This is a genomic window from Arthrobacter sp. Dra40, assembly GCF_059091905.1.
Genome location: NZ_JBNHHB010000004.1, coordinates 120,505 through 143,347 on the forward strand (window position 1 = coordinate 120,505; position 22,843 = coordinate 143,347).

At 63.2% G+C, this 22,843-nt stretch carries 17 protein-coding genes; 8 read left to right on the forward strand and 9 right to left on the reverse strand.

Features of this window, described 5'->3' with window-relative positions:
• Window positions 1-14: 14 nt before the first annotated feature.
• From AC5RWT_RS03710 to AC5RWT_RS03740, 7 genes are all read left to right on the forward strand, one after another.
• A complete protein-coding gene (locus tag AC5RWT_RS03710; RefSeq protein WP_494079188.1) occupies window positions 15-833 on the forward strand; it encodes a hypothetical protein in 819 nt (272 codons plus the stop codon).
• Window positions 826-2,649, forward strand: coding sequence for a sacsin N-terminal ATP-binding-like domain-containing protein (locus tag AC5RWT_RS03715; protein WP_494079189.1), 1,824 nt, complete (start codon window positions 826-828; stop codon window positions 2,647-2,649). The genes AC5RWT_RS03710 and AC5RWT_RS03715 overlap by 8 nt, the downstream gene beginning before the upstream one ends.
• 234 nt (window positions 2,650-2,883) lie before the next feature.
• Complete coding sequence (locus AC5RWT_RS03720; protein ID WP_494079190.1) at window positions 2,884-6,723, forward strand: GTPase; 3,840 nt, start codon at window positions 2,884-2,886, stop codon at window positions 6,721-6,723.
• A 2-nt stretch (window positions 6,724-6,725) separates the two neighbouring features.
• Entirely contained in the window at window positions 6,726-8,339 is a 1,614-nt protein-coding gene (locus tag AC5RWT_RS03725) for a GTPase domain-containing protein (protein WP_494079191.1), read from the forward strand.
• Window positions 8,339-8,749: a hypothetical protein gene (locus tag AC5RWT_RS03730; RefSeq protein WP_494079192.1), complete on the forward strand. Its 411-nt coding sequence runs from the start codon at window positions 8,339-8,341 to the stop codon at window positions 8,747-8,749. Before AC5RWT_RS03725 ends, AC5RWT_RS03730 begins: the two co-directional genes overlap by 1 nt.
• A 261-nt stretch (window positions 8,750-9,010) precedes the next feature.
• On the forward strand, window positions 9,011-9,982 hold the full coding sequence (locus AC5RWT_RS03735; protein ID WP_494079193.1) for a DUF4238 domain-containing protein: 972 nt from the start codon (window positions 9,011-9,013) through the stop codon (window positions 9,980-9,982).
• A gap of 167 nt (window positions 9,983-10,149) precedes the next feature.
• A complete protein-coding gene (locus AC5RWT_RS03740) occupies window positions 10,150-10,572 on the forward strand; it encodes a four-helix bundle copper-binding protein (RefSeq protein WP_494079194.1) in 423 nt (140 codons plus the stop codon).
• A gap of 1,093 nt (window positions 10,573-11,665) precedes the next feature.
• Here the strand turns inward: AC5RWT_RS03740 and AC5RWT_RS03745 are convergent.
• From AC5RWT_RS03745 to AC5RWT_RS03770, 6 genes are all read right to left on the reverse strand, one after another.
• Entirely contained in the window at window positions 11,666-12,100 is a 435-nt protein-coding gene (locus AC5RWT_RS03745) for a heavy metal-responsive transcriptional regulator (RefSeq protein ID WP_494079195.1), read from the reverse strand.
• Window positions 12,101-12,930: 830 nt separating this feature from the next.
• Window positions 12,931-13,620 (reverse strand): hypothetical protein, encoded by a 690-nt coding sequence (locus AC5RWT_RS03750; protein WP_494079196.1) that lies wholly within the window; start codon window positions 13,618-13,620, stop codon window positions 12,931-12,933.
• Between the two features lie 96 nt (window positions 13,621-13,716).
• Window positions 13,717-14,061, reverse strand: coding sequence for a cupin domain-containing protein (locus AC5RWT_RS03755; protein WP_494079197.1), 345 nt, complete (start codon window positions 14,059-14,061; stop codon window positions 13,717-13,719).
• 204 nt (window positions 14,062-14,265) lie between these two features.
• Window positions 14,266-15,861, reverse strand: coding sequence for an MFS transporter (locus tag AC5RWT_RS03760; RefSeq protein WP_494079198.1), 1,596 nt, complete (start codon window positions 15,859-15,861; stop codon window positions 14,266-14,268).
• Window positions 15,858-17,234 carry a hypothetical protein gene (locus AC5RWT_RS03765; protein WP_494079199.1) on the reverse strand — a complete coding sequence of 459 codons (1,377 nt, stop codon included), beginning with the start codon at window positions 17,232-17,234 and terminating at the stop codon, window positions 15,858-15,860. Before AC5RWT_RS03765 ends, AC5RWT_RS03760 begins: the two co-directional genes overlap by 4 nt.
• A 360-nt stretch (window positions 17,235-17,594) precedes the next feature.
• Window positions 17,595-17,939 carry a cupin domain-containing protein gene (locus tag AC5RWT_RS03770; RefSeq protein ID WP_494079200.1) on the reverse strand — a complete coding sequence of 115 codons (345 nt, stop codon included), beginning with the start codon at window positions 17,937-17,939 and terminating at the stop codon, window positions 17,595-17,597.
• A gap of 587 nt (window positions 17,940-18,526) precedes the next feature.
• Between AC5RWT_RS03770 and AC5RWT_RS03775 the strand changes: the two genes are divergently transcribed.
• A complete protein-coding gene (locus AC5RWT_RS03775) occupies window positions 18,527-19,891 on the forward strand; it encodes a flavin monoamine oxidase family protein (protein ID WP_494079201.1) in 1,365 nt (454 codons plus the stop codon).
• Between the two features lie 326 nt (window positions 19,892-20,217).
• Here the strand turns inward: AC5RWT_RS03775 and AC5RWT_RS03780 are convergent, their stop codons facing one another.
• From AC5RWT_RS03780 to AC5RWT_RS03790, 3 genes are read right to left on the reverse strand one after another with little or no spacing between them, the layout of a single operon-like run.
• Window positions 20,218-21,579 carry a glucose-6-phosphate dehydrogenase gene (locus AC5RWT_RS03780; RefSeq protein WP_494079202.1) on the reverse strand — a complete coding sequence of 454 codons (1,362 nt, stop codon included), beginning with the start codon at window positions 21,577-21,579 and terminating at the stop codon, window positions 20,218-20,220.
• The gene (locus AC5RWT_RS03785; protein WP_494079203.1) at window positions 21,576-22,463 is read right to left on the reverse strand and encodes an SMP-30/gluconolactonase/LRE family protein; all 888 of its coding nucleotides are present in this window, start codon (window positions 22,461-22,463) and stop codon (window positions 21,576-21,578) included. The genes AC5RWT_RS03780 and AC5RWT_RS03785 overlap by 4 nt, the downstream gene beginning before the upstream one ends.
• An 11-nt stretch (window positions 22,464-22,474) precedes the next feature.
• Window positions 22,475-22,798: a hypothetical protein gene (locus AC5RWT_RS03790; RefSeq protein ID WP_494079204.1), complete on the reverse strand. Its 324-nt coding sequence runs from the start codon at window positions 22,796-22,798 to the stop codon at window positions 22,475-22,477.
• Window positions 22,799-22,843 lie beyond the last annotated feature (45 nt).

A 22,843-nucleotide genomic window follows, 5' to 3' on the forward strand; every position in this document is an offset into this window, starting at 1 on the left:
GGAATGATGCTGGAGTGACAGCAAAAGTTGAACCCGTGGTTCTTCAGTTCGACGAGCCGGAGATGTCGGCATACGGCTTGGAGATTCACTCTGCGAAGGCACGCCTTGTGCGAGAGCAGTATCGGAGCGGTGTCCATTTTTCCGAACTCCACGTTTCCCTCCAAGGGATCTACGACCCTGCTCTGAGACTGGATCCTCCCCTCGAGTTTGGGGGTTTAGCGCTGATGGTCGAGATGGTGAAACATCCGGAATTTCCGGTTCCCGCAGTGGCGGTGCCCGAACAGTTGTACAGCCTCGAGAAACGATCCACCGTGGAAATAGTGGAGCACATTTCGATGGGCTACACATCAAGGCAAGTGACTCCGCGCTCGGTGGCCTTTCGCCTGCGATGCGTTGATTCGGCTGACGGGGGCGATGACCGGTTTATGCCGGCAGGAAGAATATTGGACTCACTCGACGTCGAAGTGCTCGATGCTGTTCGACCATGCGGTTGTGAGCTTAGGATTGACACGGCCCATGCCGGAACCTTGCTCTACGATCCAACCGAACGGGCCCGAACCTATGCCGGGTACTACTTCAGTGGACATTTCCTGCCCTGTGCTGATGCTGCCCAAACTCGCTATCACAAGCCGTTTGAATCCCTGACGGCAACGTTGATGGACAGCGAAGGTTTTCACCTTTACAGGAGCGTGCATGATGTGAGTCTGCAGCATACACATAACCGACGCATAAAACCGCGCTGGGTAGTAGCCGGTTCAATTCCCTCCTATGAGTTGTCTGCCCCGCCCACCCGCTTGGTTGTTCGGTGCGAACGTGGGCGCTACGATGGCTGAAAGCCTTATTTCCTATGCCTGCCAGTTGCAGGATCAGTTGGTTTCGGAATTTACGGCCGCTCCAGGGCTTTTCAGGGAGATCACTATGATCGAATCCCTGCTTTCGGAAACCTACCTCAACCGGGTTCCCTACGAGCTTTTGCAGAACTCTGACGATGCCGGTGCCACGGAAGTCAGGGTAAACCATCTTCCAGACGGGTCAGTATCCTGGTCCAATAACGGTCGCATCCTAACAACTTCCGACTTGGAGGGCATGTGCCGCAGCGCGGCTTCGACAAAGACCAGGGGAGAAGCCATCGGTTATCGTGGCATCGGGTTTAAGTCGGTCGCAGCCGTGTGTGACGAAGTACATCTACATTCGGGCTCGCTGGCGTTCGCTTTCTCAAAGCGAGAATCTCAGGCGTTGCTCGCAGAAGCAGGATCCCACGGTGCCGCGGATGTGCCGATGCTTCGCATACCGACCTTAATCACCACATCGGCGCCCGCGGACGGTGTCTCCTTCAGGCTCGTGCATTGCCGAACCCGATTCGATATAGACCCGCTGTCCCTCCTGTTTCTGAGGAACGTCCGTCAATTCACAGTATTCAGGGAAGGGCTGCCCGTCACCCATGTTCGCTGTGAAATTGAGGGATCGACAGCCGTATTGCATATCGACACGGCCGAAGCCAGGTTTGAGATCCGCCAAGGTCCATTTGGAACGGTGGCAATCCCCTTGAATGAGCTCGGGCTCAGCCTAACCGGCAGCCGTGGAAGGCTCGCATGCTTTCTTCCTCTCAGCGACCAGATAGGGCTCCCTGTCATAGTCTCAGGGGACTTACTCACTGACCCGTCTCGCAGTCACGCTGTGCTCGGTGAATCCAGTACGGTAGAAGTGTTGCGCGATGCGGCTCGAATTATCGCCGGCGTCATGAGCAACCGCGATGACCACCTGCATGAAGCAATGTGGCAGTTGTTGGTAACCGCCGAGGATCCAAGGGCCTATGTGATCGGGGAGGCGAACGATTCCGTAGCCACCTTTTGGCGGGCCCTTATTACCGCAGCACAGTCCGTCGTCCCCGAAAATGTGCAGTCTGTGTCAGTCCAACTTACGTATGGCGACACCGGCCTATTGGGGATCCGCAACCTGCCTACGGCGTTGGCCACTGCGGACAATCGGACCCAAGTGCGTGCTCTGAAATCGGTCTTCAAACTGAACGATATTGATCTGCTGCAGATGTTTCACACGGACACCCTCAGCAAGCTGAATCCAGTCACCCTCGGACACCTTCACACTCACGCTAAGAGCCAGACCGATCTAACCGGCCGAAAGCTCACGCCAGCAGAACAAGCTTTGTTCGGAGGAGAGCCAAAAGCTCAGCCAAAGGAACAGAAGCCAGATGCATTCCAACTGACAAACAGTCTGAGCATGCAGACGAGTGTCAGTAATTTGTCCATTCAACAAGTTCTCCGGAAATGGCGTGCTGTCGAACTGTCTGTCATGGAATTCCTCAATGCCCAGGGCTGGCAACTGTCGGATGTAAGCACTCAAAATCTCGGTTACGATCTTGTCGGTACTGATGCCAAGGGCCAGCCGGTAATGGTGGAGGTTAAAGCGCTGCAGCGTGTTGGGGAACCATTGATCTTGACCAACAACGAGATGTCCACCATGCACACCTCGACTAATCCCTATTGGGCGGCTTTGGTCATCGACAATGGTGGGTCGACCCAGTTGGCCATGATCGACCTCAGGGAGGCAAGTCTAAGGTTTGATCGCGTCTGCCGTCGCTGGGATTGGGAAAGTACGGACTGGCGTCCGAGCGCCCGAATTTTAGGTTAGATGTGACACTGGTCAGCTAAATCACGGCGAAACAGCGTGCCGGAGTGGCAGCGATCTCCTCAGGCTCGTGCTGCATGAGAAGTCTGTGAGCATCGGATCGGCCGGTTCGACGATGGTGCGCCCTTGCGGCGGTGGCAGCTTATGCGAGCAGGCAATCGCGGGAGCCGCCCGACGCTCCGGAACGCCGGTAATAGCTGTCGATGGTCTGAGTGGTCGGATAGTGTTCGCGGTGAGGTGAGCGTGCTGAATGTGGGGGATGAATTGCAAGAGAGCCGCGAGGCCACTGACTTCGACCGGGCCGTCGCAAGCGCACTCGCTGCTGGGCGCGAGGAACTGGCCCAACTCGACGAGTTGGGGGAAGCCGCGATCGGCTCTTATGCAATTTCGCTGCCCACCGCGGATGGACTCGGAGCCCTGCTCCAGGAGGTAGCCGGCGCAACGGACGCCTTCGCCGAGAAGGCCCGCGCTCACCTGTCCCAACAACGCGACGTCTTGTCGACGTTCAACGTCGCCTTCTTCGGCCGCACCGGCGCGGGCAAGAGCACGTTGCTATCGGCCTTCGGGCAACTGGACGGAAGCGACGTCTCGCCGGGCGAAAGCGACTGGACGACGGAAGTGCACTCGGTCGACTGGCGCGGGTGCCGCCTGTACGACACGCCAGGTATCAACGGCTGGGGCGGCCGGAAGAGCCGCGAAGAACTCGAGGCCACCGCGCGCCGCGCCGTCGAGATCGCAGACGTGGTGCTGCTGTGCTTCGACACTCAGAGCCAGCAGGCCAGCGAGTTCTCGAAGGTCGCCGAGTGGGTTCGTCACTACGGCAAGCCGACCGTCGCTGTGCTCAACGTCCGAAACCCGCGCTGGCGGCATCCGTCCAAGGTGCCCCACCAGACTGCCCGGCAGAATATTTCGGAACCGGTCCGTCAGCACAGCGACAACATTCGCACCGAGTTGGCCAACATTGGACTCTCCGGTACCCCGGTGGTCGCCATCCACAGCATGCGAGCAATGTTCGCCCGGGCCAGCACTCCTTACCGCGGCCCCGCCGACGCCGAGCCGTACTTCCTCAACGAACGCGAACAGTACGGGATCGACTACCTGGCGCGCTGGTCGAATTTCGGCACGCTGGAAGCACTCCTGACTTCCGGGATCGCGGCCGGCGGGGCGCAGCTGCGGCTCACATCATTGCGGGAGGGCATACGCGCGATCCTGCACGACGAGGTGACCAGGCTCAAAGCGCTCGACCGGCGGCTCAGCGAGCGGTTCAATGAGGTCGACAGGGCCATCTCGCGACATCTCGAAGTGCTCGGCTACCTCGAACCCGACGAACGTGCCGCCCACCTTCATGACGACGAGTGGGGAGGTGACCTGCTCACAATCGCCGAGACCGCTCGCGGCGTCCCGTATCTGTCCCCGGCCGAGGGCACCTTCGGCCGGTACCTGCGGACCCTGCTGAAGCCGCACCTCTCGAAACCGCGCGGCGAAGCGCAGAAACGGTTTAAGCGCCTGGAACGCGAGGCCTTCGAAGAGCGCAAGGACATCGACAAGGACACCTTCGTCAGCAGGGTGTTCGACGAGCCGGAGATAGCGGCGGCGCTCGAACACGCATGGACGGAATCCACGCAATTCCTCGAACGGGGATTGTCCATGGCCGCGGCCGAATTGCGGCATCGCGCTTTCTCGGCGGAACGCGAGTCCGCCAGCCTCAGGGGCGCGGCAGGGTCGGGCTCTCGAGCCTTCGAAGCCACGTTCAGGGCCACTGGGTTGTTGACCGGAGTCACGGCGACCATCGGGGGGGTCGCCCTCTTGAACGCCTGGAATCCCATTGGGTGGGCAGGCGGCATCGTGGTGGCCGGCATCGGCATCACGTCGTCGGTGCTCGGCTCAGTTGGGGGCCGGCAGGGAGAGTCAGCCGAAAAGCAGCGTGCCGAAGCACGGTCCAAGGCTACCGATGCCGGCCGCACCGCGATACGCACTACCTTCGACCGAATCGAGAAGGAATTCGCCGCCGACGCGCGTTCGGTGGCATGGACGGAAGCCGCGCCCAGCGTGAAGTCGCTGTTGCGCGAGGCGGTGACGTTGGCGCGTCTCCGCCAACAGATCACGTCCATCGCCAAAGAACACGGCGAGAAGGCAGCGAAGATTGCCACGACACCCAGCGTCAACATCCTCGAAAGCGCCCAACAGGCGCTGTTGAGCGACAACTCTGCCGACAGCCGCGATCGCCGCGGCATCCGGCGAGTTCTGTTGGGCGAGGACTGGTTCGACGCCGCAATTACACAGAGCAATACCAATGCCGAGGACCGTAAGGCGTTCACAGAGGCGTGCCGGTCCCGCCATGACGCGGATGTCAACGGGTTGCGCCGCGCGCTCACCAACGCGTTGGCCCGCCCTGATATCTCCCGCATCGCAGACTGGCTGCAGCTGCTCGCCGACGCCGCGAAGCGCGATGGGGCCTTCCAGTCTGCGCTCGTGGCCGCGACCCCGCCCCGTGGCGCACGACCTTCCGTCGTCGTCGCAGGCGACTTCAGCTCGGGAAAGTCGTCCTTCATCAAGCGACTGCTCGTGGAAATGGACGACGACGTCCCGGAAACGCTCCACATCCGTGCCGACCCAACTACCGACAACGTGCACGTGTACGAGTTAGGCAGCGTCGACGTCGCGGATACTCCTGGATTTCAGAGCGGGCGCGGCGGACATGACGACAAGGCGGTGTCCGCCATCACGAACGCAGCACTCGTCGTTGTGGTGCTCCAGGTGAACCTATTGATCGGTGACACGGCCCGCCTCGAGGGTATCGTCAAGGGCACAGAGGCGGCGCCGGGCAAGGGGCCGCGAGTGTTGTTCCTCATTAACCGCTGCGACGAACTTGGTGTCGATCCGGTCCACGGGGTCGACGAGTACTTCAACCGACTCGACCGTAAGGCGGCCGAGCTGCAGGCCGCGCTGGCGTCGCGGGGGATCGACATCGACACGCACCACATTCACGGTATCGCGGCGGATCCGTTTTCCGCCGTCGGAGGGCATCTGCCGGCCACCCGCGCCGACTACGACGCCAATCGCGAATGGGACGGCGTCGATGCCTTCCTCGAGACGCTGCTTTCGTTGTCGCCAGAGGACATCGCGCAGGCGAATGCCCTGGCGGCATTGGACCATGCGATGGCGGAGTTGCTGCAATTGCGCACGGAGGCCCGCGCCGAATGCGAGGCGAACCGCATGGCAGTCGGCAAGCACGACGACTTGATCCGGGCGCTAGGCGAGTGTCTTGAGGAGGGTCAGCACTTGTCGGCGACGTTGGAGCACACCCTGTCCGAGACGGTGGCGCGGCACACGACCGAAGCCATCAGGAAAATGCGGGAGCTCGCCCGCGGCGATGGTAACGGGCTGGCCAGGGCCATGGCCTCGTGGAACAACCCCGATCTTCACGCTGAGATCAAGGAGTTTATGGCGACCACGGCCGATGAGATCGACGAGTGGAAAGTGACACACGAGTCCGCGATCAACCGCGAGCTTGCCGCCATGAAATTCAACCAGAAACTGGGCACACCCATAGCGGAGAACGAGAAAGCACCGAGGGACACTGCCGCAGACATCACCGGGGCCGGTGGATTCGTCATCACCTCGGTGCAGAAGCTCGTGTCAGCGCTAGGCACTCGAGATGCCGTTTATACGATCGGGAAGAAGATTTTCCACATAAAGTTCAAGCCCTGGGGCGCCGTCAAGGCAGGACGGGTGGTGGCGCGAGCTGGGGTGCTGCTCCAAGCCGCCGCGACAGTATGGGACGCCCTCAGCTGGGTCCGGGCCGAGCGGAAACGATCGACCTGGGACGAAACCATCACCGCCGCCGTCGACTCCGTGGAACAGAAAAGCGCCGAACTAGTTGCGGAGTTCTTGCGCGGTGACGACGCTCCCGTCGCCTACCTCGAGGAACAACGTACCGAGATCAGCGCAATACGTGACGACCGCCAGAACCAACAGGTCCTGGCGCGGTACCAGTTGGCTCGCACTGAACGACGACTTGTAGCGATTGAATCACTCCTGGATGCCTCAGATGACCTACGGAAGGAAACTGTGTAGCTGTGAGCCCCATTGACCTCACCGAAGCCAAGTCCTGGCTCGATGCCATCCCAGGCGGGCAACTAGGGCTCGAAGCCGACGAGCAATGGCAACAGTTCGCGAGCAACAGCGACCCCGTCGTCACGGTCTACGGCGCGTACGACACGGGCAAGAGCTCCCTGCTGCGACGCTTGCTCGTCGACTCCGGAGTCGAGGTGCCGGACTGGCTAACCATCAGCGCACGCCATGAGACCTTCGAAGTCAACGAAGTTCGGGCAGCGGGGTGCCTGCTCCGCGACACCCCGGGCTTCGTGACCGGGGCTGAAGACGCCCGCGCCGACATGAACACCCGACAGGCCAATACCGCGGTCGAGCTGACCGACGTCGCTATCGTCACCGTCACCCCTCAGCTCGCCACCGCCGAGTTTCCCGCGCTACAGGCACTGGTCCGACGCGACTGGGCGCCAGGTTCACTGTGGTTCGTCATCTCCCGGTTCGACGAGGCGGGCATCGACCCAGAATCCGACGAGGACGGATACCGGAAACTGGCGCGGAGAAAGACCGACGAGCTTCGCCGCGCACTGGAACTGGACGACGCCGTTCCCGTGTTCGTCGTATCGCAGGACTTCGCGCAGATGGCCGGGTCGGAGCGCAACCCGGATCCGCAGCTGTGGGATGAATTTCGGGGCTGGGACGGCATTGCCGAACTACGTGAGGCGCTCACCAACCTCGGATCCCGTGACGGCTCGTCGCTAAGAGCATCTGCGGCGCAGCGCTTCTGGCGACAGTTAGTCGCCAACTCACTGGATGGCCTGCGTGCTGAGCTGGCGAAGTATCTCGATCACGAACACTTCTCGGATGAAGGACTACAACTGCGTCAATCGTGGGTGGCACAGCTGAAAACGCTCCATAGCTCCGCTGATGCCGAACTACGCGGCCGGATCTTGGAGGCCATCGGGCAAACCGTCGACAACCAGCGCGATGCAAACGCCATCCAGAAGTTACTAAAGGAGACCATCGACTTCTGGTACGGCAACCAGGAGCGCAACGTCGAGAAGCTTCTGCGCAACGTCGACAACACAATCGCACTGGAACGGCAGCGACCGTCCTGGAGGAAGCTCGAAGAACTCGGGGAATCGATCCGCCTCGAAGCCAACCGCCCGCCATCCGCCAAAGAGACGACCGAGGTCGTCTCGCCAGCCGTCAAACGCGTGTCGGAGGCGGCGCTCAAAGCCCTTACCGAATACGAGAATCTGTCGAGGCTGAAGGAGCCTGCAGAGACCAGCGCGTCATCAGCGATGAAGATGAGCAAGCGAGTCACGGTCGCCACGGCCGTCGTCCCACTGGTCGTCGAGATGTCGTCCATCGTCGAACAGTTCGTCAGGAGCCGGGCGAGCGCATCAGAACGTGACCGCCAGCGCCGGGCCCTGGATGCCGAACTCGATCGCATCGGCGACCGTGCGGCGACGATGGCGCTGACCGAGTTCGAGCCTCTCGTTGAGACTGCCCGGCAGGCAATCTTCGACGCCACAGCCGAACGCGTCGACCTGAGAGATGGGCTCAACAAGCTGGTTACGGAGCTTCAAGCGCTCGTCACGTCCGGTGAGGCTCTGCTGGGAATGCCGGGTGCCGCCTGATGGACACCGAACGCATCGCCCGCATCCAATACCTGATGGTTCGATTCCGAAAGGCAGCCGCCGATTCTTTGACTCGAGAGCGGCACGCCGGGTTCCGGAACTTTCCCTCAAGCTCATGCACGTGGGCGTCATTCGCCCTCGGTCACCTCCTTGCGGAGCTGGAACCGGATGCCGACTGGCACCTCGTGAACGCTGAGGCCGGGGATGGGTCGGGCGGCCATGATTGGCTGGAAAGTCGAGGACTGGCCGTCGACGTGACGGCCGACCAGTTCGAAGGCTATGTGCCGTATCTCGGATTCGCGCCACCGCCTCGGCCCGAACGCTACAACCGCCCTTTGAAGCGGATAGAACTCGCCGCCTGGCACCGCCCACAGGAGGAAGCGCTGGATACAATCCGGAAGTTGATGTAGCCCTGAATCCGATGAGTTTCCGGTGGGTGTCACCTGAGAACGCCGAAACGGTAACCCTCCTGACCCGCGCTTTGCTTGTTACAGGCTCTTTTGCGTCGGGATTATCGGACTGGAAGCGCGGCCCCCGCAAGTGAAGTTTTCGCCTTCGGTCTTGCCTGCGAGGCACTAGAGAGGGCTTCCCTAAGTTGCACTAGTGAACTGGCCTGACGCCTGGCAAACCTCATGACCAACGTGGGGTGTGCGCGGCAGTAATCTAGATGCATGCCGCGGCACCATTACGTTCCCCATTTTCTTCTCCGGGGCTTCTCGGATGAGGGGAACCTGCTGCGGATGGTCTCCCGGGCTGACGGGGAGGTTAGCCAACTGTCCGGCGTCCGTAAGGCAGCGGCGCAGAACAGTTTCTACGCCATACCGACCGAGGACGTGCTACCTGAAGCGCGTGATGGCCATAACCCGGAAGCAATCGAAGCAAGCTTGGCGGAGATTGAAGCGGCCGCCGCTGCCGATGTCCAAGCCATCCGCAATGGAAGATTTACTTTCGACGTCGAAGCTCATTACCGTCTCGTCCGGTTGGTCGCATTGCAGCTTTCTCGGGTCCCTGGGTTCCGCCGCGATTACATTCATCTCGCCAACGTAACGGCCAAGGATATGCTCGCCTCAGGGCTCACACGCACACGCGTAAGAAGGCATCTGGAAAACACGGGCCTCGCCGCCGATGACGAGAGTGTCCAGCGGCTCTATGACGAAGTTCTTCAGGGCAATTACTCGTTGGTGCCGTCAGATACACATCTGATCCAGCAAACTATGCGGATTGCCATAGAGATGTTCATCCCCGAACTGTTCCAGCGGACACCGAGAATTCTCCGGTTCACAGATCCATCCCTGCTCACGAGCGACGCGGCCGCGGGCCTGTGGGAGCCGGAGTCGGACCGACCTCGATCCGTGGGCGTCGCCAACGCGCGTGCCATTTTTGTTCCGCTGGACCGGTGGACGGCCATAGCCTTTATGCAGTCCGGGAGGCCGTTCGACCGGGTGGTTGAGCCGTTTTGGGCAAGTCATATTAACTTGGCCGTCGCCGATTCCGCGGCCAGGTGGATATACCACCATCCGAACGACGACCCGCTCTCGAAGATTGATCTGCCACAGCCCCGACGTCTAGTTCAAGAGGTCGAGGCCGTTGCAATGCTGAAAGACGGTTCGGTGAGCGTTCGCGGAAAACACTTCTGGTCCTGAAAGAGTGTCCGCCTGTGGTCTTCCCTTCGCATTGGCAGCCCGCGGCGACCAAGGCTCATCCGGGTTGCATAAATGGAGTCTTTTCCCGTCGGAGGCTCGCTTGCGTGTTCCGGTGAAGTGGCGGCCGGCACCCGTCGGCCTGCACCTCGACGAACAGGAGCAGGATCATGACGCACATCAGCTCAATGCTCGAGACCTACCCGAAGGACATGGGCGGAGTGGACCGTCAGAAACTTGCGGAGTGCATAGCCGCCTGTTTCGAATGCGCCCAGACCTGCACGGCCTGCGCCGACGCCTGCCTCTCCGAAGACATGGTCGCCAAACTGACCAAGTGCATCCGCACCAACCTGGACTGCGCCGACATCTGCGCCACAACCGGCAACATTCTCTCCCGACACACCGGCTCCGACGCGAACATCACCAAAGCCGTCCTGGAGGCCTGTCGGGCAGTCTGCAAGGCCTGCGCCGACGAATGCGAACAGCACGCCCAGATGCACGAACACTGCAAGGTCTGCGCAGAAGCCTGCCGCCGCTGTGAAAAAGCCTGCGACGAGCTGCTGTCTACCTTCGGACGCGGCGCCTCCGAATAGGAACAAACCGGGAGCCTGCCGCCCCTCCCTGTCATATCTCCCGGACAGCCTCACCCCTGTCCCGAACGAATCAAGTCCACATAAGTTCAGCCCCGCACAAGACGCCACAGTGCTGACCCTTGCAGCCCCTGGTCGTCGAAGTCTCTGCTGATATGGCCTTGTCCGGCCAGTCCTTCAGCCACCCGCTGCGGTATCTGCGGTATCGTCCCGAGTTGCGTCCGAAGGAAGTGTCCACGCCGTGCAACACCCGGGGATGAGTGCTCCCAAGCATCCAAAAAAATTTTGACCACGGGAGCGAAAGGCGAGGGAACGGGCCCGCAGCTTGGGGAGGATGAGTGAGCCTGTTCCTCCGCTGGGTGCCGGCGCCGCGCCGGCTTGAGGATGCCGGGGCGCTGTCTAAGAGCGGGCCCCGCAACTAGTGCGCCAGACGGCGAGGTTGAAAGATAGAAGTCGCGCATGCGAGGACGACTTCAGCATCCTTGGCCTGGAGCTTGGTCTTCGAGCCACCGGCCAGCATCAGCAAGCCCGCTTAAGTGACGACCCGGCAGTCAAAGGATTCGTGACCTTGCAGACTAGGAGATTCACCGTGATGGCCGATGCACTGCCTCGATGGCAGCGCTAGGGAAGAAAAACGACGGTGCCACCCCTCACCAGTCGGCCAGCCCGGAAGATAGCTGTCGGCGCACTCCTGCCTGTGCATGACGCCAAAAGCGGTGCCGGACTGAAGCGCCAGATAATTGGTTGGAGAAGTAGAACATGAGACTTGCCAGCGAAAACCCATGGACTTACGCCACAAACTTCCAGTTAGACGGGCCTGCGCGACGCGATTCAGCGGAGAATCGCCCCGCGGGATTCCGCTGATTCGTAGTTGGAAGTTCTTCCAACTAGATCTAAATCTCACACTACGTGCCTCTGGCTTTGGCCATCGAAGGACAGCGTTGCGGATTGAGATCTCATCCGTACATACGAAGGGGCACCCTGCCGGGTGCCCCTTCGTGGCTGTGGCTGATGGACCGCCGCTAGCAGCAGTTAGTGCAACAGCTTCCGTCGCAGGTCGGGTCGTCGCAGCAAGGACATGTCTTGGGTTCAAGGGTCATGAGTCACCTCCTTGGTTCTCCGGCGGACACCATGTGCCCGGCAGCGGGTCGGGGCAATCATCGTCCGGCAGGCGGGTGACCATAGCCTTCAGATCCGCACGTAGGGCATTGAGCCGGGCGATTTCCCTATCCAGCTCCTCAATTCGTCGTCGGAGCAAAACGCCCGCCGGCTCACACGGGCATTCGCCCGTATCGCGGACCTGCAGCAGGTCTCCGATTTCATTCAGCCGTAGACCCAGCCGCTGGCACCCCTGGATAAACCTCACCCGCTCAATGGTGCTGGACGGGTATAGACGGTATCCCGCCGGAGAACGCTCCGGGGCGGGCAGCAGGCCAGACCGCTCGTAGTAGCGAACCGCATCCGGACTCATCCCGCAGAGCCGGGCCAGTTCCCCAACCCTGAGCCCCGTCCGTACCTGCATGTCAATCATGGATTCAGGGTAAACCTTGGAGTCGACTCATAGGTCAAGACCTCCGAATCGGTTTCACCCACGCTTGGCGCAGGGCCTCTATCGGGAAAAGAAGAAACGAGGAGCCGTACCTCTTAGTCGCATGTCGCGCCCAACGAGATTCTCGCGAATCGCTCCTTGAAGGTGCGTTTAGAACCAGCCGACGACGGCGGCAACAAGTTCAGACCACAAGGTGCGGCCTCCGGTATTGGCAACAAGCATCGTGACCGCAGCCACGAAGAGAGATGCCCCTGCTACGACGAGCGCGCGTCGACCGAGTCGACTTGCCTCAGCGCTTGCACTGGCCGTAAGTAGCTCGGACCGGAGCTGCTCCGGGGACCGGGGCAGTGGCCGGTGCGCATCGGCTCACGGCGTGCCCTTGAGCCCTTTGACTGGCACGACTCGGGCACTTGTCCGGCCGCCCTAGACGGGGTGCGGGCAGCGTACTTGTGCTACAGCCCTGATCTGGCTTTCCCGGGAGTGACCGAACTGATCGCCGATTTCTCCACGGCGGCAGTTAAGGCAGGAGTGCAGCAACTGGTGCTGCTGTCCGGTCGCGGTGAGGACGGAGCACGGGAGGCGGAGGACGCTATTCGATCGAGTGGAACGGGCTCAGATGGTTCCGCTCAGGCAGAACGTCCGCACCTGGATGTGAAAGCGGGCCTGAAGACGTTCGTGGTACGACCTAATGCTGCGGGACCAGGCGAAGCTGGCCGCCCGTTTACACCCGGCGGGCCGAGCCGGTGTCGGCCGGTGCCGCTTCCTTGCGAGACGCGATCGAACAGCCGGTCCGGTCCGTTTGCATGTTCCTGTCACACCGGGTGCGGTTCGGGCAGCATCCCGGCCGGGGTCCTCAGGAGCTTCACGCCGGCAGATCCGAAGCTGGCGAGCAGGGCGAGGGCAGAGAGGACCAGCGGGACGCGATAATCGAGAAAGGCTGCCACGCCCAGCATGCCTAATGGCATCAACGCGGCGAGTACGGGGTGGAGGATGCGTGCTCGGGCGAGACCGACACCGAGCACGATAAGACCAGCTATGAGCAGGCCGAAGATCAACATGACCGGAACCAGAATGGCCGGGGTGGCCAGAGTGACGTCGATGTATTTTTGCATCGTTGCCGGGTCCAGTCCGGTGTCCGGCTTCCCTGCTACCCAGGTCATGTAGTCTATGCCGTCCAATGCTCCGTAGCCGACGAAGCCCATGAGCGAAAGTATGCAGCCCCAGAAGCCCGCCCTGGGATGGCTGGGGTGCACCATTCGCGTCAGCCCGACGACTGCGGGCACGAAGAGGACCGCTGCCAGGAAGAACAGCGTGTGGGAGATGTAGAACTCGGTGGGATGGTCGTGCGAGGCAGCATAGTATTCCGTGCCGCTCTCGATACCGTGCAGTGGGTGGAGGAGCGCAGCTCCGAGCATGAGGATGGGAGCCCCGATCATGAGCGTGCCGAAGCCGATGCGCTCGACAGCGGCTTGGCGCTTATTTCCGTCTGGGCTGGCGGCCATTTCTGGTTTCCATTCTTTCCGTCCCTTTTGGGGACATTCCGTGAAGTCTGCGGAAATGACAGACCATCCAGGTACGCGAGGACTCGTTCGGCGGGGTCAGGCCACCACGAAGAACTTCATGAACGGTGACCGGGTCCGCCAGGTGGCCTTGAATCCTTCGGGGAAGGAGTAGAGGCCCCCGGTGAGGAGCTCGATTCTGTCCCCGGCGGGTGTTTCCAGCTCGGCTTCGCCCTCGATGACGTGGAAGGTGTCGACGCCGTGGGATGCGTGGTAGGGGAATTCTCCCTCCTCGGGGCTAATCCTCCACAATCCGGCCGGCGGGCCTCCTTCTCCCTCCCGCCGGAGCCAGTGGACCTGTCCGGTCTCCCGGCCGTCCTCGATGAGCGGTTCCCATGACCCGGCGGTCACGGAGGAGCTCCGGTATTCAGTGGTGTTTTTCATTTTGTCTCTCCTGGAAAGCGTGGCCGGTGGTTCCGCGGCCATTCTGTTTTACTACTACGGCTTATTCGTTGTGCCAGCGCCTCTGCAGCGAGGAGGCCGAAACCCCGTCCTTGTGCACCGCCAGGTTGAGCGCGGTCTGACCGGGCAGCGCATCCGAGTGCGGTGCCCGGAGCGGGCTGTCGCAGCGCCCTTGTGCGCGGAGGCTCAGCCCAGGAGCGTGCCTTCCCCGGCACTGGAGGGCTTGGGATCGGGGAGCTTCATCATGCGGAAGGAGTTGGCCAGGCCGGCGAGGCCGGCGAGTATCGGAATGAAGAGCGCGATCTGAAGTGCGATGGGTCGTGCGTCCGTGTTGATGCGGATGATCTCGTCCTGAATCTCCTCCGGTTGGCCGGTGAGGAGTTCCTCGAGTTGCGTGTTGCTCAGTACCTGGGCGTCCTCTTCCAGCACCTGCGCCACCTGCTGCTGTTCGTCGGGGGCGAGCACCGTGCTTGAGGTCGCCATGCTCGTGAAGATGATCGACAGGGCTGCCAGCATGACGCCGCCGGCAAACGCGAGCCCGAACGACAAACCGAACGACCCGGCGGCCGAGTTCACGCTGGCGGCCTCACTGACCCGCTCGTCCGAGATCGGGGCCAAGGTGTAGTTGTTCAGCTGCGACACCAACAACCCCAGCCCGCCTCCCGCGATGACCAGCGGGAGCAGGAGCCACCAGCCGAAGTCCGCGCGCGGCACGATCGGCACGACCATCAGCAGACCCACCATCAGGAGAAGGAAGCCCCACCTGATAAGGCTGGCCGGGCGCCGTGTGCCGGACTTCTTTCCGGCGAGCATGGCGATCGCGAACATGGTGAGTGAGAGCGGCGCGATCGACAACCCCGTCAGCATGGCGTTGTATCCGAGCACCATCTGGAGGTAGATCGGCAGCACGATCATGGTGCCGCCGAGGGCAATCTGCTGGAGCATTTGCCCCGAGGCACCAAACCGGAAGGCTTTCGAGTGGAACAGGTCCGGGTCCAGCAGTGTCGGCTTGTCGCGGCGCTTGCGCCGAAGAAGCCAGTAGACCAGCCCGCCCAGCCCAACGGCCCCCACGGCCAAGAGCGCGCCCACGGCTTCGCCGCCCTCCTGCCAGACCAAGATGCCGAGCACGATTCCACCCATGCCCACGATTGACAGCAACGACCCGACGACGTCCAGCGTTCGGGGTCCCAGGTATGGGACGTCGTGAACCAGTTTGATGCCGGTCAGCACGACCGCGATGATGACGGCCTCGAGCAGGAACGCGATGCGCCAGGAGAGGAACGTAGTGATGAACCCGCCGATCAGGGGCCCGACGGCGGCCGCGATCGCGGCGGAGGCTCCGACCGAGGCGTAGACACGTTTCTGCGCCGCTCCCTCGAAGTTCCCGTGGATGAGGGACTGCATGGCGGGAAGGAGCAGTGAGGCGCCCAGACCGCCGATCATCGCCCAGAAGATGAGGATCGGGAGCAGGGTCTGGGCCAGTGTCATCGCCACGGCGCCGATGGCATAGCAAACCAGCCCGATCACGTAGGCACGCTTGCGCCCGATGAGGTCGCCGATCTTGCCACCGATGAGGATAAAGGCGGCGGACACCAGCGCCTCGAGCGCGATCGTCGACTGGAGGCCGCTGACGGTCGTGCCGATGTCCCTCACCACGGCCGAGATCGATACGTTCATGATCGACGTGTCGACGACGAGCACGAACATCGCCATCGCCAGCAACAGCGCGAGCCTGCCGTTGAACGGCTCCGTCTGGGTGCCGCCCCCGTTCGGCGCGTTCATCGGTGGCCGCCTGCGCGGCCCGCGGTTTTCGGGTTGGTGGCGGACATGTCGCCTCCTCTGGCGTCGCCCTGGCAGTTACCCCCGGTGCGCGCTGTCCTGCACGAGCACATAGAACCACAACCGGCCGGAAAGCGAAAGACCTGTGGGGGCAGAGTCCCGCCTAGATATGCAACTTCGGTGCGGCGACATGTCGCTTCCGAACAAATTCCCTGGCCTCGAACAACCACTGAGTCCTGGGAATTGTCCTGAGCACTCAAAACGATGCCCTTTGAGGTGGTGGAGTTGAACCGAACAACCATCCGCTGCGATCCGGGCGGCGCCCACCGATCGAAGGCCTCGTGGGCGAAATCGCCGTCCGCCCAGCAGAACGCCAGCGAGCTGTTCGGGGGAACAAGCGCATCTAACTTTTTCAGTTGCCGGACGGACAGGACGTTTCCCACGAACAATCCGTAGAGCGCCCCCGCGAGTATGCCGAAGGCGCCCCACAGGACGCCGGTGACCAGGCCCCCGCCAAGGAAGCCCAAGACCCCGCCACCACCGGTGAAGCCACCGATCGCTCCAAAGATGAGCCCCAACACACCCCAGCTCACCAGAGAGCTCCTGGCGCTAAAGCCCACCCCGAAGTTCGGGCTGTGCACGTGCAGCCCACCACGCGCGTAGGACTCGAGCACTACCTCGACCTGCGGAAGTCTCGGATCGGGCGTCTTGGCGGTGGCGGCGAGCTTGGGGAGCGCTTCCCGGACCGTATGCTGTCCAGGCTGGCGCGGGAGCAACATGTTCAACAGTGTCCTTTTGTTGGTGCTCTTGTCGGTTGCAGGCAGCTGCCCGTCCGGCGTTGCGGCGACCACATCAGTCGGCCCGTCGGCGCCGGTCAGCACGCGGGCGGACAGCTCTCTCGAGATCGCCACCAAACTTGCTGTTGTCGGCTTATGGGCCGCCGTAGTGGACAGGAGCGCCTCGTCGGCGTCGGATCCTATGAACACTACAATCGCGGACGAGTCCGCACGCATGCCCTCACCGATACGGACCAACTGTGTCCCGCTCAGGGGCTGCTCGCGGTAGTAGGCAAAGAGCCCGCCGCAGACGGCACCGATCACCGCCCACCCTATCGGGCCGATTAGCCCGCTGGTGAGCAGGCCAAACACCCCCCACGTCAGCGCCGCAGTCAGGGCACCCGCCACCGTGCGCTGCGGGTCATAGACCCTCGCCTTCCCTTGCCCGTCCACCCGGATGATGGCCGCATCGAGGAAGGCGCTGTCTTGTTGCTTGAGCTGCTTGCTCAGTGGCCGCCGTATCTGAGAGGCCCGCTTGGCCCCGTCGAAGCACAGGAGCAGAACGCAGAGCGCCGACGCCGACCCGACCCGATCTTCCACGATGCATCTCCCTCTGTTTGTCACGCTAGCTCAACACCGCGCGCCGATATGGGGGGGCGAGCCCGAAGTCTTGCCGTGAAAGTCGAATCGGGCGCGCGGTCCGCGGTTGCGTGCACCCGCGGACCGAACTCGACCCGTGCTGCAGGCGCCCCCGCTGGCTGGGCGGAAGATAAGCCCCTGCTCTCAGGGCGCCGGGTCGTGACCGGACCCGGCGTCACTTGCCTGCATGCGACACCGGGGCACGGTCTGGCTCGATCGGCACCGTTCCCGGTGGATCGCCGGCGCCCACTGATTGGTTCGGCGCCGATGAAGCCGAAAATGCTCGAACCCGTCGGCGCCGGTGGGCCAGGCATCGAACGTCTAGCCGATGACGAAGAACTTCTTGAACGGCACCCGGGTCCGCCAGGTGGCGGTGAACCCGTCAGGGAACGAGTAGATGCCGCCGGTGACGAGCTTGATTTTGTTCCCATCGGGGGTTTCCAGTTCGGCCTCGCCCTCGATGACGTGGAAGGTGTCGGAGCCGGTGACGCGGTAGGGCAGCTCCGCGCCCTCCTCCGCGTCGACCCTCCACAGTCCGGCCATCGGGCCCCCCTCGCCCTCCCCTCGGAGCCAGTGGACCTGCCCGAACGGCTGGCCGTTCTCGACGTGGGATTCCCAGGACTCGGCGGTCACGGAGGAGTTGCGGTATTCAGTGGTGTTTTCCATGTGTCCCTCCAAGGAGACGTGGCCGGCACGTGCGATCAGTGTGATCTACATCATGCCCGCTGCTTTCCGTTGGTCAGCAGCCGATCGATACCGGGAGTAGCGGACAGCGCGCTCTGCTCTCGGTCCCCAGCAGATCGAGATGGGGCAGATCGAAATGGGCGGTTCGGTCTCAACTACTGTGTCCTACCCCGGGATGCTCGGCATCACCCAGATCGTGTGATCTCTGGAGGACAGACCGGATGTCCGTCGGGTTTCAAGATCGACAGCCGCGGGCGGGTCCAGTCACCGGATTGTGGCGGCCGCAGAGCCCTGGGGTCGCTGCCTCGACATGACTGGAGTCGGTGAACTTCTGCGCCCGTCGCGCATCAGCCCTTTCGCGCATGCGTGTGAGACGTTCGACGCTGCACTCCGAATGTGGAGGAGTTCAGTCCGGGGTGGAATGACCGCTGGGTTGCTTTCACCCTGGTCGGGTGATGCGCGAGGCGCCGCGCTGGCGGATAGTTCTCGGGTGTGGTCGGGCCTTACTGGGCGTGGACCCCGGGGGAGGGGCTTACGGCGAGCATTCTGCCGCAAAAAGGAGATTAACTATGAATAACCAGTCCTCTCATGTCGATGTTGTCGTGGTAGGGGCGGGCTTCGCCGGCCTAAGCGCGGCCCGTAACCTCAGCAAGGCCGGTGTTTCGGTTGTCGTGCTCGAGGCCGACGACCGCGTCGGCGGTCGATCCATGCCCGGAAGTATCGCCGGGTATGTCGTGGATCTTGGCGGGCAGTGGGTGGCGAGTTCCCAGGCCCACCTGCTGGCCTTGGCCGAGGAGTTCGGGGTCAAGATGTACCCGCAGTACTTCGGGGGCGAGCACATCCTGGACGTCACGGGGCGCGAGGCCCGCTACAAGGAAGGCGAAGACCTTCCCCTTGAGCCTGCGGATCTGGCCGAGTTCAACAGACTGGTGGGCGAGGTGGAGGCCGCGGCCGGCAAGCTCGCCGTCGCCGCACCCTGGACGGTGGAGGGCGCGGACGGCTTTGACGCCCAGACGTTCGAGAGCTGGCTGCAAGGTGCCACCACCTCGGAACCGGCGCGGGCCGTGTTCCGGCTGATCGCGCAGACAATCTATTGCGTCCAGCCCGGCCAGCTGTCACCGCTGACCGTCCTGTTCTACGCCGCCGCGGACGAGGGGATCGGGCACATGATCGGCACCGTTGGCGGCGCCCAGGAGACCCTCTTTGTGGGCGGCGCCTGGCAGCTGGCCTCGAAGATGGCCGAAGGGCTCGGCGACGCGGTCATCGTGAACGCCCCGGTGCGCTCGATCGCGCAGACCGACGACGGGGTAACGGTCACATCCGACGCCGGCGTCTGGACGGCTGCGTTTGCCGTGGTGGCTACGGCCCCGCCGATGGCTGCGCGGATCTCCTACACGCCCCCGATGCCCGCGCGACGGGACGCGTTCACCCAGCGGATGCCGATGGGCAGCATCATCAAGTTGCACGTCGCCTATGAGACGCCGTTCTGGCGCACCAAGGGTCTGAGTGGAGCAATCCTCTCCGATCGCACGGTCACGGGCATGTGGATGGACCATTCGATCCCGGGTGTCGAAACGGGCGGCATGGTGGGCTTCTTCGCGGGCGGCCACGCCCAGGTCTGGGCCGAGCGTTCACCCGAAGAGCGGCGCGCCCGCGCTATTGAAGATCTCGTCACCTATCTGGGACCCGAGGCGAACAATCCGATCGAGTATGTGGAACGGTCCTGGCCGGCCGCACCCTGGCAGCGGGGAGCGTACATGGCCGTCCCCAGTCCGGGCGCTCTGACCGCCTTCGGGGTCGCCCTCCGGGAGCCGGTCGGCCGGATCCACTGGGCAGGCACGGAAACGGCTGACGAAAACATCGGCTATATCGACGGCGCAATCCAGTCCGGTGAACGGGTCGCCGGGGACATCGTCAAGCACCTCAGGCCCTAGCCGATCGTCGTCGTGCCTGAGCAAGACGTATCCGGCGCCCGAATGCGAACCGGTCGAGGGGAACTAGACCAAGACGGGTAAATTCGGCGTTGTCAAGATCCTGGATGTTGTCGCGTCCGAGCATCGTCATGTACCACAGCAGCCCTGCGGGCGCGAGGTTGCGGCGTCCGGCCGTTAGCGGCGATTAGCGGAGTGTTGCCGGGACGACGAAACTTTGGCGGTAGCCTTTTCCCAGGCGTTACCTAACTCTTCCCAGGCGTTTACCTAACTCGCCATCATTGGTCGCGGCCGTGAACCTGAACGCCCGCGTGTCCTGTGCCGCAGGCTCAAGACACCGCCTTCGGCGCCGCCCCGCCGGCCGGATACTCCCGCATCGGCACGTGTCCCGCCGACCACGCGCTCATGACTGGATCGATGATGCGCCATGCCTCTTCGGCTTCGTCGCCGCGAATGAACAGCATGGGGTCGTTCATGAGCATTTCGAGGATCAGGTGTGCATACGCGGTGAACCGCGGCGGCGTCGAGGTGGCCTCGAGCTGCTGTGTCTCCGCGTTGCGTTCAGGTCCGTTGAGCGTTGTAGCGAGGCGCACGTAGGGCTCGGAGAGCCCCAGCCGAAGCACGTTCGGTTCGGCGCCTGGCCACCGGTCGAGCAGGTAGCCAGGCAGCGGGCGGAAATGGATCGCTATCTCGGCCGAGTCCTGCTCGAGCGCCTTGCCGGAGCGCAGGGTGAAGGGGACGCCCGCCCACCGTGGGTTGTCGATGTCCAGGGTCAGGGCCGCGTACGTCTCCGTGTTGCGGCTCGGGTCGACGCCGGGTTCGTCTATGTAGGAGGGCACGTGCCTGGTGCCGATCATGCCCTCGGTGTACCGGGCGCGGACGGTTCGGCTGCGCATCGTTTCCAGCAGCGGCGTCGCCACCGCGCGTAGCGCCTCGACGCGCACCGACCGGAAGGAGTCGGCGTCGAGGCGGGCGGGCGGCTCCATGAGGACCAGCGCCATGGCCTCCATGAGATGGTTCTGTACCATGTCCTTCATGGCGCCTGCACTGTCGTAGTACGTGGCACGGCCCTCGAGGGCGAGGCTTTCCAACCAGCTGATGTCAACGTGATCGACGTGCACCGAATTGAACGTCGGCTCGAAGACCCGGTTGAGGAACCGGAGCGTGACAATCCTGCGGATGAGCTCGCTCGACAAGAAGTGGTCGATCCGGAAGATCGTCGGCTGGGGAAGTTGGATGCGGAGGATCTCGTTGAGATGCTGCGCCGATGCGAGGTCGGTTCCGAATGGCTTCTCGATCGCGACGGCGTCCGAGGTGCGCAGCTTCGACGATGCGACGGCCGGGAGCACCTGCGGGAGCAGACCCGGCGGCAACGCGAGGTAGACCAGCGTGGCCGCTCCGCCGTCACCGATCACCGCGCCCACGTCTGCCGCCTGGGTCACGTCGGCTGGCTTGAAGCTGAGCATCCTGAGAACGGCATCGCGGGCCGCCGGTGCGACCGGCGCGTGCTTCTCGAGCTGGCTCGCAATGTGGTCCCGGAAGTCCTTGGTCGACCACTCGGTGTTGGCCGAACCGACGATCGTGAGGCCCGGCGGAAGGAGGCCGGCCTCGGCCAGCTGGGCGACTGCGGGCATCAGCAGGCGGCCGGTGAGATCGCCCGAGGCTCCGAAGAGGACGATGCGCTCGATCATTGCTCGCCGCCTTTTGCATAACGCGGCGAGGGGCGCCCCGTGACTCCGGGACGGCAACAGAAGATGGCGCCCGCCAGGGGTTGCGCGGCGCGGCTGTCTTCCTCGACGTCGGTCCACGACGTCGTGATGTAGAAGTCGCCGCCGTCGCGGCCACCGAACGCAACCGATGTCGGGTTCGTGGTCGGCAGCTCGAGGACGCCGTCGAGGGTGCCGTCGGGTCGGTAGCGGTGGACAGCCCCGGATCGACCGAGCGCGACCCAGAACATGCCCTCGTCGTCGACAGTCATGCCATCGGGCCAGACCTGTGTGTCGCTGAAGTCGAGGAACCGCTGGCGTCCGTCGATCATGCCCGTCTCGACGTCCAGGTCGAACACATCGACGACGCAGATCGCCGAGTCGGCCAGGTAGAGGCGCCCACGCGATTCGTCGAACGCGGGTCCGTTGGAGATCGTCAGGCCGTTGACGACGGTGGTCGCTGTGTCGGCGTCGACCCGGTACAGGCCGGCGTTCCCTGGCCGCTTGTCGAAGGCCATCGTTCCAACCCAGACCCGTCCGCGGCTGTCGACCTTGGCGTCGTTGGCGCGGTTCTCGGCTCTCTCGCGCTCGATGGGAACGTGAAGCTCGAACGCGCCGCTGCCCGGGTCGAGCACGGCCAGGCCATCCGGCGCGGCGACGACCGGTTCGCCCGACGAGCTCACGACGACACCGCCGGGCTGCCCCCACGTGCTCCAGGAGGTGTCGCTGCCCGAGGCCGGGTCGAAGCAATGCACGCGCTCCCCGGCGATGTCTACCCACCAGAGGCGTGCCATTGCCGCGTCCCACATTGGACCCTCCGGATGCTGAGCCCGGATGCTCAGAGCAACTTCGACCTGTGCGTCACCCATGGCCAGACACCTCAGACATCAACGAGTGCACCGGGTCGCTGAGCCAGCCCGGCCTTCGCATGCTCGAGGACCGGTATGCCGCCCTTGCCCACCGCGAGCGGCGTGCGCTGCTGGCGGCGGAACGAGATCGTTCCGTCCGAGAGGCGTCGCCTGCCGGTGACTCGGTAGGGTAACTCGGCGCCTTCCTTGGGCTCGTCCCGCCACAAGCCCGCGACTGGGCGACCCTCCGCTTGAACGAGCCAGGAGACTCGTCCGGTCTCTTCACCGTCTTCGATCACCGGCTCCCATGTCTCGGCGTCCAGAGATGAGGTGAAGACGCCAACGCTTGTGGTCATTGTGTTCCTCCAAGAAAACTGGGCCGCCAGTGGCGACCAGCCTGA

Coding starts and splice junctions, on each gene's coding strand:
- AC5RWT_RS03715 (WP_494079189.1), top strand. CDS start 826: ATGGCTGAAAGCCTTATTTCCTATGCCTGCCAGTTGCAGGATCAGTTG.
- AC5RWT_RS03730 (WP_494079192.1), top strand. CDS start 8,339: ATGGACACCGAACGCATCGCCCGCATCCAATACCTGATGGTTCGATTC.
- AC5RWT_RS03735 (WP_494079193.1), top strand. CDS start 9,011: ATGCCGCGGCACCATTACGTTCCCCATTTTCTTCTCCGGGGCTTCTCG.
- AC5RWT_RS03740 (WP_494079194.1), top strand. CDS start 10,150: ATGACGCACATCAGCTCAATGCTCGAGACCTACCCGAAGGACATGGGC.
- AC5RWT_RS03745 (WP_494079195.1), bottom strand. CDS start 12,100: ATGATTGACATGCAGGTACGGACGGGGCTCAGGGTTGGGGAACTGGCC.
- AC5RWT_RS03750 (WP_494079196.1), bottom strand. CDS start 13,620: ATGGCCGCCAGCCCAGACGGAAATAAGCGCCAAGCCGCTGTCGAGCGC.
- AC5RWT_RS03755 (WP_494079197.1), bottom strand. CDS start 14,061: ATGAAAAACACCACTGAATACCGGAGCTCCTCCGTGACCGCCGGGTCA.
- AC5RWT_RS03760 (WP_494079198.1), bottom strand. CDS start 15,861: ATGAACGCGCCGAACGGGGGCGGCACCCAGACGGAGCCGTTCAACGGC.
- AC5RWT_RS03770 (WP_494079200.1), bottom strand. CDS start 17,939: ATGGAAAACACCACTGAATACCGCAACTCCTCCGTGACCGCCGAGTCC.
- AC5RWT_RS03775 (WP_494079201.1), top strand. CDS start 18,527: ATGAATAACCAGTCCTCTCATGTCGATGTTGTCGTGGTAGGGGCGGGC.
- AC5RWT_RS03780 (WP_494079202.1), bottom strand. CDS start 21,579: ATGATCGAGCGCATCGTCCTCTTCGGAGCCTCGGGCGATCTCACCGGC.
- AC5RWT_RS03785 (WP_494079203.1), bottom strand. CDS start 22,463: ATGGGTGACGCACAGGTCGAAGTTGCTCTGAGCATCCGGGCTCAGCAT.
- AC5RWT_RS03790 (WP_494079204.1), bottom strand. CDS start 22,798: ATGACCACAAGCGTTGGCGTCTTCACCTCATCTCTGGACGCCGAGACA.